General features: G+C 60.4%; 15 protein-coding genes and 1 pseudogene. 9 read left to right on the forward strand and 7 right to left on the reverse strand.

The window, feature by feature from the left end; all coding sequences use genetic code 11:
• On the forward strand, positions 1 to 270 hold a 270-nt coding region (locus ABD243_RS00555), incomplete at its 5' end, for a hypothetical protein (RefSeq protein WP_344360852.1).
• Between the two features lie 389 nt (positions 271 to 659).
• On the forward strand, positions 660 to 1,610 hold the full coding sequence (locus tag ABD243_RS00560) for an SDH family Clp fold serine proteinase (protein ID WP_344360855.1): 951 nt from the start codon (positions 660 to 662) through the stop codon (positions 1,608 to 1,610).
• 212 nt (positions 1,611 to 1,822) lie between these two features.
• Here ABD243_RS00560 and ABD243_RS00565 read toward each other — a convergent pair whose 3' ends face one another.
• Positions 1,823 to 2,284, reverse strand: a complete 462-nt coding sequence (locus ABD243_RS00565; RefSeq protein WP_344360857.1) for a hypothetical protein — start codon at positions 2,282 to 2,284, stop codon at positions 1,823 to 1,825.
• Positions 2,285 to 2,409: 125 nt separating this feature from the next.
• Entirely contained in the window at positions 2,410 to 2,982 is a 573-nt protein-coding gene (locus ABD243_RS00570; protein ID WP_344360860.1) for a hypothetical protein, read from the reverse strand.
• Between the two features lie 333 nt (positions 2,983 to 3,315).
• On the opposite strand from ABD243_RS00570, the gene ABD243_RS00575 reads away from it, so the two are divergent.
• Positions 3,316 to 4,398 carry a competence protein CoiA family protein gene (locus ABD243_RS00575; RefSeq protein WP_344360863.1) on the forward strand — a complete coding sequence of 361 codons (1,083 nt, stop codon included), beginning with the start codon at positions 3,316 to 3,318 and terminating at the stop codon, positions 4,396 to 4,398.
• Positions 4,399 to 4,540: 142 nt separating this feature from the next.
• Here the strand turns inward: ABD243_RS00575 and ABD243_RS00580 are convergent, their stop codons facing one another.
• Complete coding sequence (locus ABD243_RS00580; protein ID WP_344360865.1) at positions 4,541 to 5,650, reverse strand: ImmA/IrrE family metallo-endopeptidase; 1,110 nt, start codon at positions 5,648 to 5,650, stop codon at positions 4,541 to 4,543.
• 149 nt (positions 5,651 to 5,799) lie between these two features.
• Between ABD243_RS00580 and ABD243_RS00585 the strand changes: the two genes are divergently transcribed.
• From ABD243_RS00585 to ABD243_RS00605, 5 genes are all read left to right on the forward strand, one after another.
• The gene (locus tag ABD243_RS00585; RefSeq protein WP_344360868.1) at positions 5,800 to 5,958 is read left to right on the forward strand and encodes a hypothetical protein; all 159 of its coding nucleotides are present in this window, start codon (positions 5,800 to 5,802) and stop codon (positions 5,956 to 5,958) included.
• Positions 5,959 to 6,129: 171 nt separating this feature from the next.
• A complete protein-coding gene (locus tag ABD243_RS00590; RefSeq protein WP_344360870.1) occupies positions 6,130 to 6,567 on the forward strand; it encodes a hypothetical protein in 438 nt (145 codons plus the stop codon).
• Complete coding sequence (locus ABD243_RS00595; RefSeq protein WP_344360873.1) at positions 6,564 to 6,944, forward strand: hypothetical protein; 381 nt, start codon at positions 6,564 to 6,566, stop codon at positions 6,942 to 6,944. The genes ABD243_RS00590 and ABD243_RS00595 overlap by 4 nt, the downstream gene beginning before the upstream one ends.
• A gap of 19 nt (positions 6,945 to 6,963) precedes the next feature.
• Positions 6,964 to 8,424: a ThiF family adenylyltransferase gene (locus tag ABD243_RS00600; RefSeq protein WP_344360875.1), complete on the forward strand. Its 1,461-nt coding sequence runs from the start codon at positions 6,964 to 6,966 to the stop codon at positions 8,422 to 8,424.
• A gap of 135 nt (positions 8,425 to 8,559) precedes the next feature.
• Positions 8,560 to 9,135: a hypothetical protein gene (locus tag ABD243_RS00605; RefSeq protein WP_344360878.1), complete on the forward strand. Its 576-nt coding sequence runs from the start codon at positions 8,560 to 8,562 to the stop codon at positions 9,133 to 9,135.
• Between the two features lie 90 nt (positions 9,136 to 9,225).
• Here ABD243_RS00605 and ABD243_RS20910 read toward each other — a convergent pair whose 3' ends face one another.
• The 3 genes and pseudogenes from ABD243_RS20910 to ABD243_RS00615 all read right to left on the reverse strand — a co-directional run bounded on the left by ABD243_RS20910 (position 9,226) and on the right by ABD243_RS00615 (position 11,592).
• A complete protein-coding gene (locus tag ABD243_RS20910) occupies positions 9,226 to 9,345 on the reverse strand; it encodes an Lsr2 family DNA-binding protein (protein WP_425547098.1) in 120 nt (39 codons plus the stop codon).
• A gap of 98 nt (positions 9,346 to 9,443) precedes the next feature.
• Positions 9,444 to 9,554 (reverse strand): annotated as a pseudogene (locus tag ABD243_RS20915) (Lsr2 dimerization domain-containing protein); the annotation flags it as partial.
• Between the two features lie 1,084 nt (positions 9,555 to 10,638).
• Positions 10,639 to 11,592 carry a helix-turn-helix domain-containing protein gene (locus ABD243_RS00615; RefSeq protein ID WP_344360880.1) on the reverse strand — a complete coding sequence of 318 codons (954 nt, stop codon included), beginning with the start codon at positions 11,590 to 11,592 and terminating at the stop codon, positions 10,639 to 10,641.
• 253 nt (positions 11,593 to 11,845) lie between these two features.
• On the opposite strand from ABD243_RS00615, the gene ABD243_RS00620 reads away from it, so the two are divergent.
• The gene (locus tag ABD243_RS00620) at positions 11,846 to 12,382 is read left to right on the forward strand and encodes a hypothetical protein (RefSeq protein ID WP_344360882.1); all 537 of its coding nucleotides are present in this window, start codon (positions 11,846 to 11,848) and stop codon (positions 12,380 to 12,382) included.
• Between the two features lie 481 nt (positions 12,383 to 12,863).
• Here ABD243_RS00620 and ABD243_RS00625 read toward each other — a convergent pair whose 3' ends face one another.
• Positions 12,864 to 13,412 carry a recombinase family protein gene (locus tag ABD243_RS00625; RefSeq protein WP_344360884.1) on the reverse strand — a complete coding sequence of 183 codons (549 nt, stop codon included), beginning with the start codon at positions 13,410 to 13,412 and terminating at the stop codon, positions 12,864 to 12,866.
• Positions 13,413 to 13,417 lie beyond the last annotated feature (5 nt).

Consider the following 13,417-nt stretch of genomic DNA (forward strand, 5'->3'; position numbering starts at 1 on the left):
CAGCAGCCAAAAAACGTCGTAGACAGAAAGGGCCAGGGTGTCCGGAGCCCTGCGACGGCCGCCCTGGACCCCACAGCCGGCCGCGCCAGCGGACGCCCGAACGCCTTGTGTGTGAACCCCGCAGCGCCCGCTCGACTTGCGGGCGGCCGTGGCAGGACGGTCCATCATGGGCAGGCGGTTACGGCGCGCTCCCGGCCCCGAACGGGTGCTGATGTCCCGGCCCGGGCCACCGGCAGCGATTCGGCAGTACTGCTGGACGCCGCCGAGTAGAGGCGCTGGAACGCCTCGATGGCGGTCGCTAGGCCGCCCTCCGGGCCGGATGTCGACTGGCCTTGTCCCGCTGCTGAAGGTGGCCCTGGCCCGGACCGTCACGAGGATGCCGCTTCATGCGCGGCACTTAGCCGGTAGCACGGGCCACTTGGAAGTTCATGTTGGCCGCGCAGAACCCGTTTCGCCGGGGGGCCGCTACACTTCAAGCCATGACAAGTGATCAGATCGCAACTCCAGAAAATGCCAGAGATCGGCTCCTCGCCGAAGCTGCTCGCATTCCTGCAGTGGTGGAGGCCATGCGGGTCTACCTCAACGCGGCCCCCCGAGTGCCCCAGATCGTTGCTCCGCGCGCCGCCGTAAGCTTCTCGACGTCGACAAAGTTGCGGTAGATGCCCAGTTGGGGGGAAATTCTCGCTGAAATCCAGGAAAGCGCCAATATGAATGGTGTGGTGGATCTCGACGGGTTGCGTCGCTCATACCTGAACCAGCTCCATACCTTGACGGGGCGAAACGTCGTGGTTTACGCCACGGACTGGCTTGAGCCAAAGGGCCCTGGCCAATCACATTCCATCACGCTGCAGGACATCCAGGGCCTGATGGAGGTGTTCAAAGACTTGGACAAGGCCGCGGGATTAGACCTCATCCTGCACAGCCCTGGCGGCGACCCGACGGCCGCGGCCAGTCTCGTTCAGTACACTCGAAGCAAATTCGATGACGTTCGCGTTATCGTTCCAGTTGCCGCAATGTCCGCGGCAACTATGTGGGCGCTCTCGGCAGATCGCATCCTCATGGGGAAACACTCTCAGCTGGGACCGATCGACCCCCAACTTCCGAACCCGCAGGGGTATATGGTCCCAGCTGCCGCCATCAGGAAGCAGTTCAAGACCGCGCAGGACGAATGTGCCGCCGACCCAGCCAAACTTAGCGCTTGGGTGCCGACGCTCCAACAGTTCTTCCCTGGGCTCCTCGAGATCTGCTCCGACGCAGAGGAACTCTCTAGGGCGATGGTCAGTGAATGGCTTGCTAAATATATGTTCAAGGACCTTGTCGACCGCGAGGATCTGGCATCCCAAGCCGCCGACTTCTTCGCTGACACGGGCCGGCATATCTCGCACAGCCGTGGCATTCCCCGGGAGCAGCTGGCCAACGACCTTCCCGCGCTCAAGATAGAAAATCTGGAGGATTCTCCCGAACTGCAAGAAGCTGTTTTGTCGGCCTACCACGTTGTCAACCACACCTTGTCTCTGACAGGTGCGATGAAGCTCATCGAGAACCACTTGGGCCGCGCATATATTAAGAGTGCCCAGCAAGCTCAAATGCAGGTTCCTGCTCCCGTATGACGGGGCCAAAAAGGGTAGCTCCTCACCGTCCGTCTCGCGGGTGGTTCTCTCATGATTGACCGGACATAGAACTTTGTTCGTTGACAGCTGCGCTTCCTGCTGCACGTCGAAGCGCTAGTCCCCGACAAGGGGGCCAGGCCTCAGTCCGAGCAGAACCGGTTTATCTAAAAGAATCCCTGACATCTTCACTGATGCCAGGGTTTCTTTTTGCGTTAAGGGAGATAGCGAGCGTCGTCTTGGAGCTTCCGGAACTGGCAAGTTTTATTACTGGTCAACGGTCTGCCGTCAGCAACCTTGCTAACCCAAGTGGTTGGGACTTCCCATGCGATCTCTTTGTAGGGAAGGTTCACTTGCTTCACTTCCCCGGTGAAGGTGACGCTCACGATGTCGAAAGGTTTATAGACAATGCCTGAGAGCTTCCTCTTGGAGCTGGTAGCGACAGCACGAAGCTGGTCCTCGCAGGCTGTCTTCACCTTGGACACAGTTGCGGAGTCAACGGCGATGACAGGCTCTGCGCTCGGGGTGAACTGATACGGGTTCGCCTTCGGCTCATTGGACTTGTTCGTGCAACTCGCAACGGTGGCGACGAGCAGCAGTAGTACAACCACCAAGGCCACCATTCTGTAGCCACCCTTTTTCTTCGGCGCTGTAGCTAGTCCCCCAATATCTGTCATGACTTGATGCTAGCTCCCGAACCGCATGCCGCTGCGCCAACCGCGCGCGCCGTAGGAAAGGTTGCAGGTCGCGGTCATCGCAGACTGCATTCTCCGTGTAGCTTCATTCCACCAGACGTAGGTGACTACAAGTGCCTCCCGTTAAATTCGCCCAGCAAGATGAGGGAATGGTCATTGACTCTATTGAAGGCGGTCTTTTCTCCTCGCTTATCCGCTAATTGACCGAAGCCGTGTCGGAAATACTTGTCGAAGGAGGGCAGGCATCCCCAGACCCCGAGCATCACCTTTCCCACGAGGGTCACGTGCGTGATGCCATCGGGGACAAGTGCCTTTCTCAGTTGCTTATACGCGCCTAAGATCTCCTTCCGGACGCCCGCGTTGAGGTAGCTGTCCGCGTCGATCGCCCGCATGGTCGGGTTGAAGTCCTCGATCACCCCTACCGCTTTGACGTAGTGCTGCATGTTCGTTTCAGCGAACAAGTAGGTTGAGCCGCGCAGCATGCCCCAGCTGGCAAGGTAGTACCCCAACTGAAGACAGCTCATCTCCAGGTCCTGCGTCGGCTCGGCGTGGTCTTGGAAGTAGTTATAGCAGTAGTCCCAGCTGCGCGAGCGGCTGGTCTTGCTGGGTTGTTCGTCACTGGAAACGTTGAGGAATGTCCTAACGACGTCGGTGATATGTCCAGGCTCCACTGTGCGCATCGGCTCAGCCTACGACACACCTTCGATGACACTTCAGACCGTTTCCAATGCCTTGACCTTTTGCAGCTGGTGGTCGCCACATAGGCTCGGCTCAAGATGCGACGCTAACGAACTCCGAGCTGCCTCCCGACGGAGATATCGCGGGATACATTTAGGTGACCGGTGACCGGCGCACCGACATTTTGGGGAAGGAATCTTAGATTGACTCGGATCGAGAGGGCTACGACATTTCTGGACTTGCATCACAAGATGCAGGCAAGGAACTGAAGGACGCCTCTGGAACCCCCATCCAAGGCTTCGTCCTCATCGCCTGCTGGGCAAGTGTCGAAAAGGATGCGCCACGACAGCATTTACGCTGTCCTTGGCGCTGCGGGCTCTCGTGACGTGGTGACCGCCCCAACCGACAAGTACGACGCGAGAAGTATGCGCTCCGATGCGAAGGCCTCGGGCACGTCGTTCTTCTGCTCTCTTGCCGTGGGCGGATGCGGGAGCAAACTTAAACTGGCCGCAGGGGATGTTCGAATCCCTTACTTCAGTCACGCCCCACAAGCCGTCTGCGCCTTGACCGACACTGCGGCCAGGGACGGATACACTCACTTGGCAATCCAAAGGGAATTGAGGCAGTGGGTGTTGGGGAGCACTTCACTTCTCTGCGAACTGGAAGTGACCACTTTAGACAGGAAAGGACGTAGCGATCTCGTCATACGAGACGCAGAGGACCGGAACCGTCTCGGTCTGGAGATACAACTATCTCCTCTGACCCACATGGAAATGCGGCGACGCTCGCTCATCTATTTGAAGGGCGTCAACAAGGTTCAGTGGCTCTATGGATACGAGGACAATCAAGCGTGCTGGGGTGAGGTTGAGAAATCGGGGTACGCACTCCGTGTCCACATCGATATGCAGACCTTGGCATGCGACCTTGGGTATTTTGGGTTCCACGGCGCTCACAACGTCGGTTCGTTTCAGACCACCTGGCGGCCCCTAAAGGACTGGACTGTGCGTCCGGATGGGCTCTTCTCGCCCATCATCAAGGCTGTTCTTGAGGAAGTCAGGGCAAAGGCGGAACGGGTACACGCGTCCAGACCTGCACCGAAGCCTTCTATGCCAGAGCCGCCCATGCCAGCTTATGAATACCTGTACTCCAGCTTGTCACAGCACTTTGAAACCCATCTCTTCAAAGACAACGCCGTCATCCGCAAAAGAGTGATTGAAGCGATCTATCGCAAGACAGTCAAAGGCCAGATGGACGAGGACATGGCTGAAAAGCTCCTCCAGTGGTTAGCCGAACACACACTTTCGTATTGGTGGCGGAATTTACTTGGATCACGCAGCAAAGACGCGGAGATAGTGGTCCACGTGCTCGATGCCTACGCGTCGGATGCTAAACGTGTCAGCCCTGGCTCCCGGGGTTAGGACCGTGGTCCGCTCCCGTGAGTATCGTCGGACGACTAAGGTGGCACTCCTTAGGAGACAAGGCCAGAGTTCCTCGGGAGAATAACGGGTGGGTGTCACTCTGATGGCCGACTTCCACTTGCCCATCTAGACTCCTCGTCTGCTACGCGAGCAAGTCCGCGAGATCGAATTTCTTCCGCAGCTTTGCGATCGGCCCGCCCCAGGTCTTGGTCCGGAACGCCCACTGACCTGCAACCAGGCTAGGGGAAACACCGAGCACATCAGCAAGGGAGACGATTCCCTTTACCGTCGTCGTTGCTGCAAGTTGTGCCCTGTAGGCCGGCGGAATGAGATGGTCTTGCGCGAACGCATTGGCGGCCGTTTCTTGTGCGTCCGCGTCGTCGTCAGCCTTGAACCCATCAACATCAATGAACGTGCTTCTTTTCGGGTGAAGAAGTACGTGCGCGATTTCGTGCAGAAGCGTGAACCACAAGCTGTCGAGAGCCTTGTATCGACTCGTCACCGCGATCATTGGCGTTCCGTTTATCCAGCGCGATACACCGCTAATTCGAGTGTTCGGAATTTCTGGGACAAATACCAGAACGACACCGGCGCCGAGCAAAAGTTCTTGCGCTTTTGTGAATGCTCTCCCTACGTCGTCGTGGACGGTGAGCTTAGGAAGTAGGGCGGCCGCTGCTTGCAACTTTGCAGAATCGTACGTCGGGGCCTCTGCGATGAGATCGCCCGCGTGCAGTTCCGATAACCGCAGCCAGAGAGCCGTCAGGTTCGGATCGATGGAATGGATCTGACTTCGCTTATAGGACGCCTGCGGCTCAAGCCAGGTTTTCGCGAACGCGTGAGGAGACGCCACCGAGAAGAAAGCAAGAAGTTTTGCCGCGAGATCGGGGCCGGAATCTGCCCTGTCTATTACTTTGCGGTCGATGAGTAACTGGCGGGGGAAGGTACTCGCCCAGTCTACGAATCCGGCGAGAGCGTTGCGCCTCTCGATTCGAGCCTCGTGTGCCTGGTGTGCTGCCTCCAGGTGGAGCCAGGTCTCGGCGGAAGTCCCGAGAATTTGTTCCAGAGTGACGGCGACATCGGGAGATAGCGGGGCCGTTCCCTTGATGACGAGGTTGATGTGCTTAGTACTGAGCCCGGTACGGGCGGCGAGTTGCGCTTGGCTGATCGCACGAGCGTCGAGCTCGCGTTGCAGCAGGCGACCGGGCCGGGGTGCGAAGTCGAACTGCGTGTCTGTGGCGATGTAAGTGGTCATGGAGTCTCGATTCAGATCGCGGGCCGGAGGATCGACCGGCCGCGAATGTGGAAGTCCTGGACGAGTAGCGCTTGCGAAGAAGCGTGATCGGGCAATGCTGACCGATTTAAGACAGCTCGCGGAACCCCATCGGAACTGAGCGGACGTACATGCATCTCAACCTCCTCGATCGAGAGAGTCAGATTCCCTGCGTTGACGTCTATCCGAACGCTCTGAAACGTCACGAGATTTTCGAGCCGTGGGGCGTGCGCGACGACCTGCAGGAGGTCTTCCGCCGCCGCTACCTGACCGTCGGCGACAGCTCGTAGGTGCACCCCCGAGACACAAGAGCCCTCAAGTTGAGGACTTATCCACGCGAGCTGCAAGCTTTACCTCTTTGGTAAACGGGACTTATGGTAGAGTCGGATTTACCCGACAGGTACATGCTACCTGCTTCCAGCCGGGAGTAGGAGCGACACGCTACAAGGAAGGAGGGCCAAATGGCCCCCAAAACAACCACGTCTCTGCAGATTTTTATCGACGGCAAGGCGTTCACCACCCAGGATGATGACCAGGAGGCCGCGGCTCTGCTGCGCCTCGCTGGACGCGATCCGAAGATCTCCGACCTCTTCCTCGTCAAGAAAAACGGCGTGGAGGAGAAGATCCGTGACGGCCAGATCATCAACCTGAAGGACGGTGATCGGTTTGCCTCCCGGCAAAAGCTTCGCTTTATCATCGACGGAGAGCCACACAGCAGCTACGACGACGACCAGACCGCGGCCGCGCTGCTCCGCCTCGCCGGAGTCGACCCGGCCGGCTACGACCTCGCCCGCATCATGCCGGCAGGCGGCACGGAGACGTTCCGCGACGAGCAGATGGTGAACATCAAGAACGGCGACGATTTCGTCACCGCCAAGCATGTCGGAGGCGTCGCGTGAGCGATGCGATCGGCCTGACGGGGCCGACCCAACAGTTCATCAACGACATGACTGCCGTGGGCGCCATTGCCCGGGCCGACGGACCTCGCATCCTCTACGACGTCGTCGCGGTGGGCGGCGACCTCAACGGGCAGTCTGTGACGACCGGCGTCAGCGTGTCCGAAGTACAAAGCTGGCCTATGGTCCCTCCGCACTGGATTCACCTCCCGGACTCGGTCACGTTTCCTGAGACGAACATGGATGAGATCGACTGCCGGCCCGGATGGAAGAGGCACTCCCGCGATTTCAGCTACACCGACATGTCGGTGCCGCCGGCCCTCGCGTGGCTCCGGCACGTGCGGGGATTTGTTTCGATCGCAATCCCGAAGGCGGCGTGACATGCGGTATTCCGTAGCCATGACTGGTGAAGCCCAAGCGGCCATGCGTGATCACCTTATCCGCGAGGACGGCCAGGAGGACGTGCTCGCCGCGACGTACGTCCTTTCCACAGGCGTCGAACGCACGACGGCTCTCATTAAGTCAGTGATTTTTCCCCGGGAGGGCGAGCGTCACGTACACGGGAACGCGTCATTCACCAGCGGGTACGTGCTCCGGGCGTCGAACGAGGCGCGCGCCGCCGGCCAGGGGCTCGTTCTGCTGCACTCCCATCCTGGCTCTCGCGGCTGGCAGCTACTCAGCAACATGGACTGGGAAACGGAGTCCGAGTACGAGCGCGTCGCCCGCGGCATCACGAAAATGCCGCTTCTGGGGATGACGCTCGGCGGCCGCGACACCTCCTGGTCGGCCCGGTTCTGGTTCGACAAGAACGCACCCACCTGGGCCGAGTCGGTGCGGTCGGTGTCTCCGAAGCTCACCGTCACCTGGAACGACGACATCCGGCGAGTCCCCCACGTGACCCCTTCGCAGCAACGGACGGTCTCGTCGTGGGGCGAGCGTACACAGGGGTCGATCGCGCGCCTGCGCGTCCTCGTCGTCGGTGGCGGCAGCGTTGGCCTCGACGTTGCGCAGCGCCTAGCCGCGACGGGCCTCGCGACGGTAGGAGTGATGGACTACGACGCCGTTGAGACGGTGAACCTGGACCGCATGATCGGCGCGACCCGCCTCGACGCCGCGCTCGGGCGGTCCAAGGTCGACGTCGCGGCGCGCCTGGCAAAATCTGCCGCGACCGCGGAGTCGTTCGAGATCTATCGCCACGAGGTCAGCATCACCGACCCCGTCGGCGTAAGCGCGGCGCTCGACTATGACGTTATCTTCTCCTGCGTTGACCGCCCTTGGCCGCGGGCCGTGTTGAATGCACTCGCCTACACCGACCTCATCCCGGTCATCGATGGCGGTATCGCGCTCGACACCTTCCCGGACGGGCGCATGCGCAACGGAATCTGGCGCGCACACACGCTCGTCCCCGGACGCCCGTGCATGGCCTGTCTCGGCCAGCTGGTCATCGGCGACATCCCTTTGGACAAGCAGGGGCTCCTGGACGACCCGGAGTACATCGCGGGAGCACATCGCGAAGCTCCCTCCCGCCAGAACGTCGCCGCGCTTTCCGCGAGCGTCAGCGCCGCACTTCTGGCACAGTTCGTCAGCCTCACCGCCCACCCGGGCGGCCGCGGCGTCCCGGCACCGCTGCGTCATGTCCTCTCCACGCACACCCTTGAGCACTCCGCCGCGACCTCCGGCCCGTACTGTGCTTTCGAGAACGCGGCGACCGCTGGCGATACCCGCACCCCGATCGCCGAGCACCGCGAAGACTGGCGCGCCATCGTTTACGAACGTACGACTAAGAAAAGGCCCCTCCGCCTCCGCGTCCTCGCGGCGGCCGAGGATTTCCTGCAGCGCGCGATCTCCCGACTCAAGTAAACGGGACATCCCCTATCGCGGGCAGTACATCGAGTGCCGCACCGGCCGCCGGCCAGGAATCTGCGCATGTACCCAGGTAGGCCCGGATCTTTGGTCCGGGCCTACCCCCACGTAGTACCTCACGATTGGAACGATATGTTTGACGCCCTCGATAAGGGAATGAGCGCCCTCCGGCTCAGTTGGGACACCCCCTACCGCATCCTTGCCTCACTTCTGAGCATCGGCTGCGCCTGCACCCTCCTCGGCTGGATCGCCGCCTCAAGCCCTCTGTACGCGCTGGGGCACATCGGCGGGTACCTGGGCCTTCCGCAATCGCAGGAGATCGCTAGCGGTATCGGCAGCTGGCTCTCCAGCCGCAAGGAGACTGTCGTTCCAGTAGCCAGCGTTCTGCTGTTCCTCGGCATCCTCGCTAACGGTGGTGATGGCAGTGGGCGGGGCTCATTCCCCGGCCCCTGGAAGGGTGCAGCGACTGCATTGATCGCACTAACGGTTATCTGGACAGTGGAGCCCGGGGCCATACCCGGAGTGCTAGTCCTGCTCGCCCTAATACTTCTGACCGTCTACGTAAGTCGCCGATTCGCGCGCAGCGGCGTTGAGATCGGCAGCTGGCTCGCTTGGACATTCCTCAACCTGCTCGGTTCAGCACTCTACGTCTTCTTGGTGGTCATATGGATGATCGGGCGGACTCCGCCCAGGTCAGCGCCGAAGTAACGTTCACGGAGAACCACGCCCCTCACCGGGACGTTCCCTGACCCGCGCAGCATCTTCCCCGGCGTCCCACCACAGGGACTGGCTTGATTCTTAGGCGCCGGCGGCGTCGTAGGCCCTCCTGATGTCCTGGCTGATACTGCCGCGGGAGCTTGGGTTGTACCCGTTGGCCCGGGCCCACTCACGGATCCGCTGAGACTGCTCCCTGCCGATCGCCCCGCTCCTGCCGCGCTGCCCCCCGAAGCGCCGCGGATCCGCCGGCCGCCGGAAATGAAGCGCTCCAACGCCCCGCGCAGTTCGGCCGCGTTCCCAGCCGACAAGTCGATTTCGTACTCGGCTCCATCGAGTGCGAACCGGACGGTTTCCTTCGCATCCTCGCCCGAAAGGTCATCGATCAGCTGAACAAGTACTTTGCGGGCCATAGGGCATTCTTCTATTCGGCGGTTAACGCTGCCGCCTCCCAAAACCAACGCCAGCCTTTGACCTCAACACTATTTCAATTCCGAACACCATCGAGTCTGCAGGGCCACGTATGCGGCCCGTCGGCCCGCGGTGCCTTCGGCTTCTTCTGCGGCCACGCCCGCAAGGGTCCGTCGGCCCTGTCCTTTCCGGCGGATTGCTGGCAACCTCTGCAGGTTTTTCCAAGCTGTTTGCAGTGTGCCTGGGCTAACGTTCTGTGGAAAACCGGGATTCGGCGCCGGTCAGCCTTCATTACAAAGGAGCACTGGCGATGGAAATGGAAAGGCCACACGACCTCCTGCATCTGGGGCTGGCACTGCTCACGACCTTTGTCCACAATGACACCCAGGGGTACACCGTGATGACCAGAGACCTTCCGGGGGCGACTCCGAGGCAGTTGCCGGGCTCGGCAGCGTGTGTGAGGGGCTGGTCGGGATCATCGCCGAGATGCTGGGCACGTCCAAGGAGGAATCGGTACAGCGGATTGCCGCGGCCCTCGCTGCCGACTGAATAGGCTTCGAGACACTACGGCTTCAGTCCGATATAACTTGGGGAAGATATGACAATGGTCGTTCTTGCCATAGGCGTGGGCACGGACTTGTCTCATCGCGCTACTCGGTGTCAGCGCTGGTGCCACCATTTGGTTCTAAATGGAGCGGTCGTCAATTCGGTGCCGGTTTCCTGGCACTGTTCCTTAGCCTCGCTGTCAGTATCGGCGTTACCGCTCATGCAGTTCGCTGCTTCGCCGCCCGGACGCCCCATCCTCTATCTGACTGAAATCAAACTGTGCACTGGGCCTTGTACCCCTGTAACGACGGCTGTCCCACTTCCTTGGTGGTCGAATAGCCCCGTGGGTCACCCCGCGTTCGTTGGTGTCCGGGGAAGGCTGCGTAAGTAACCCCACCGTTCCGCAAGTTGTCCCAGAAGTCCCGCCACAAGGACCCGCCCGGGTGCAACCCTTCGGCACGCTGCACCCATGTCCGTGCCAGCAGGTGAACCTCGATGGAGGACAGGCATCAAAGACAGAAGAATTTGGCGGCCGTCCAGCTACCCATCCTTGCGCTTCAGCTTTCCGGATTTGATGGCCCGCCGGATCTGATCATAAGTCCGGTATTTTGACCGATCGATTCCGCCCTCGATCTGATCCTTCAGATACTCGGATCTCATCCGTGTCCACATGGTCAAAACCTCTTCGTAGCCAAATGCTGGTAGCCCCACTTCGTCTGTTGGATGAGCATGCGCCGAGGGGTCACCGCCCAGCGAGACTAGGAGGCCCCTCGCTGTCTTCAAATCCTGCGCCGAGGAACGAAGCTCATGAACGGCGTCTTGGGCCCTCTGAAGTTGGCCGGGGTTATGTTCTGAGACTCTGGTCAGAAAGTCTTCAAGCGCGGTTACCGACTCCCTCCGCGTCAGATCCTGCACTTCGCGCATGATACTCAAGTGCTCGTCCAAAGCCGGCTCCCAGCCGAACTCCCCTGTCTTGACGTCCAGCGCGAAGTCACGCACTAGTTCGGCATGATCTTCTGTTGCTGTCCTTAGCTGCCGTCCGGCCATAAGGAGACGTATCGCCGACCACCCACTGTCACCGTAGGACGCCTCCAGCACCATTCCCATGGAAGTAGTTGCGGGACCGTTTCTTGCGAGTTCCTCTTCCATAACCAGCCGTTCATGACTCCACTGGCTCGGTCCATCCAGCCCGGCTACCCAGTCAACGATGTCAATGGCTCGGGGCCGAAAGGAAATATCACCCTCATTGCCTGGCGCAGGAACTGGGGCCATGGGCCGATTCACATCGAACAGGATGGCCACGGGAGGCACCCGCAAGGCTCTGGATATTGCAAGCAGCTCGGATACCGTGATGTCGTCGCGGCGCCCATTTTCAATGTTGGCTATGACTGAACGCGACATTCCCGCATCCTCTGCAAGATCCTGGGCGGTCATGCCCTCGCTTTTCCGGTAGGCAGCAATACGTCGACCCATCCCCATCACTGTCTGTGTCATGAGAACACACTATTCTATAATTTAGATGTAAGCGACACATGCTGTTAGAATTCAAGCCAATATACCGACCGTTGCCAAGATGTTTGATGACCGACAGGAGCGATGTGATCCAGGAGCCGGCCCACAACCGCATGCCTCCCGGGTCCAAGGGGCAATGGAAAAGCATCGTCTGGTCCACGTACAACACCGCCCGGCCGGCATGACTACTCACCGTGCAGATCCCCTCTCGATCGGCGCTTGGGCAGATGAAAGCATGCGCACCATCAAGGTGTCGGAGCCCATGTATCTTTTGGGGGCAACCGTAGCCAACCAGGAAGTGGCCGAGAGAGCCCGCGAAGCCATGATCTCGATTCACAAGTCCGGGCCAAAGCTGCACTGGCGAGACCTGGACTCGAAGGCTAAACGGCGATCCGTTGAAACCGTCGCCGCACTCGACCTAGACCACGTCGTGGTTGTCGCAAGCCCCATGGACCCGAGACGTCAGGAACGCGCCCGCGCGAAGTGCATCGAAAGACTTTGTTGGGAAGTTGACGAACTGGGGGCAACCCATGTGACCCTCGAGGCTCGCACGGCCTCACTAAACGCCCGGGATCGGGCCCTGATTCCAAGACTTCGCGGTAGAAATGCCCTGCCAACGCAACTTCGCGTCGACTGGCTTCTTGGGTCAAGGGACCCCATGCTTTGGATAGCCGATCAAGTTCTCGGAGCCTACGGGGACGCCGAGACGGGCGATTTCCAGTACCTCAGAACCATCGAAGACGACATCCTGGTCTCTCGTATCAAGCTTTAAAACGCGAAAGCCAGGTCCCGTCATAACAGCGGGGGTCCTGGCTTCACTTCCTCCATCCCTCAGGATGGAGGCACACAGCTATCATACGTGGGGCGTCGTTCAAACAACAATACAAACAGTGCGAACACGGTCCGTTGCAGCGCAAACATCCGCCAGCCTCACTTTGCCAAGAAACCGCGAAAACCCACGACACCAAGGGACGATCAAACTTCCCCTGGGGGATTTCCGGAGGCTGCACCGCTGCGCCATTCTTGCCATCGAGAGCCGGGCGCCCAACGACCACCACGACGTCGCCAAGGCAACGAAGCCCCTCCTCGACGAACTCAACAAAGACAAAATCTCCCCTGCGCGAATTGGCACCGAACCGTCCTTTGGCACCACCCTGAAGGCGGCAGGTCACCGGTCGCCCCGAAGACAGCTCAGGTCCCGCCGCCGGCCCTGATGTCATCGTCGGGCAGTCCGGAACCGCTCTCGGTATCGACTATCGAAGGTACCGGTAGACCGTTGCACGGGAGACTCCTAGCATCTTGCCAATGTCGGAGGCGCTGATTCCTTTGGCCTTGAGTTCCTTGGCCCGGGCAGCGGCAGCGTCATTTACTTTGCGTGGCCTTCCGCCGTGGCGGTTGTTGGCCGCAGCCGCCCGGAGTCCAGCTCGGGTGCGTTCGATCATCGTGTCGCGCTCCAGCTGAGCGAATGCGGCCATGATCGTCAGCATGGCGGTCCCCATGGGCCCGGTCGTGTCCAGCCCTTCGGTCAGAGACCGGAACCCTGCGCCCTGTTCCCGGATGATCTCGATGACGTCCAGGACGTGCCGGGTGTTGCGGCCTAAGCGGTCAAGCTTCCACACGGTGAGTACGTCGCCGGCCTCCAGCCGGTCCAGAGCCTTGGACAGCTGAGGGCGTTCGACCGTTGAACCGCTGACACCGTTATCGGCAAAGATCCGGGCCGCGCCGGCGGACTTCAGTGCGGTGAGCTGCAGACCGAGGTTCTGTTCCGCCGTGGAAACCCTCGCGTACCCGATTACGGCCATGGCCG

This window comes from Arthrobacter humicola, from assembly GCF_039531445.1.
Taxonomy (GTDB): domain Bacteria; phylum Actinomycetota; class Actinomycetes; order Actinomycetales; family Micrococcaceae; genus Arthrobacter; species Arthrobacter humicola.

Excerpts from the sequence above, each read along its gene's own strand:
- ABD243_RS00560 (WP_344360855.1), top strand. The coding sequence starts at position 660 with ATGCCCAGTTGGGGGGAAATTCTCGCTGAAATCCAGGAAAGCGCCAAT.
- ABD243_RS00565 (WP_344360857.1), bottom strand. The coding sequence starts at position 2,284 with ATGACAGATATTGGGGGACTAGCTACAGCGCCGAAGAAAAAGGGTGGC.
- ABD243_RS00570 (WP_344360860.1), bottom strand. The coding sequence starts at position 2,982 with ATGCGCACAGTGGAGCCTGGACATATCACCGACGTCGTTAGGACATTC.
- ABD243_RS00575 (WP_344360863.1), top strand. The coding sequence starts at position 3,316 with ATGCGCCACGACAGCATTTACGCTGTCCTTGGCGCTGCGGGCTCTCGT.
- ABD243_RS00580 (WP_344360865.1), bottom strand. The coding sequence starts at position 5,650 with ATGACCACTTACATCGCCACAGACACGCAGTTCGACTTCGCACCCCGG.
- ABD243_RS00585 (WP_344360868.1), top strand. The coding sequence starts at position 5,800 with ATGCATCTCAACCTCCTCGATCGAGAGAGTCAGATTCCCTGCGTTGAC.
- ABD243_RS00590 (WP_344360870.1), top strand. The coding sequence starts at position 6,130 with ATGGCCCCCAAAACAACCACGTCTCTGCAGATTTTTATCGACGGCAAG.
- ABD243_RS00600 (WP_344360875.1), top strand. The coding sequence starts at position 6,964 with ATGACTGGTGAAGCCCAAGCGGCCATGCGTGATCACCTTATCCGCGAG.
- ABD243_RS00605 (WP_344360878.1), top strand. The coding sequence starts at position 8,560 with ATGTTTGACGCCCTCGATAAGGGAATGAGCGCCCTCCGGCTCAGTTGG.
- ABD243_RS00615 (WP_344360880.1), bottom strand. The coding sequence starts at position 11,592 with ATGACACAGACAGTGATGGGGATGGGTCGACGTATTGCTGCCTACCGG.
- ABD243_RS00620 (WP_344360882.1), top strand. The coding sequence starts at position 11,846 with ATGCGCACCATCAAGGTGTCGGAGCCCATGTATCTTTTGGGGGCAACC.
- ABD243_RS00625 (WP_344360884.1), bottom strand. The coding sequence starts at position 13,412 with ATGGCCGTAATCGGGTACGCGAGGGTTTCCACGGCGGAACAGAACCTC.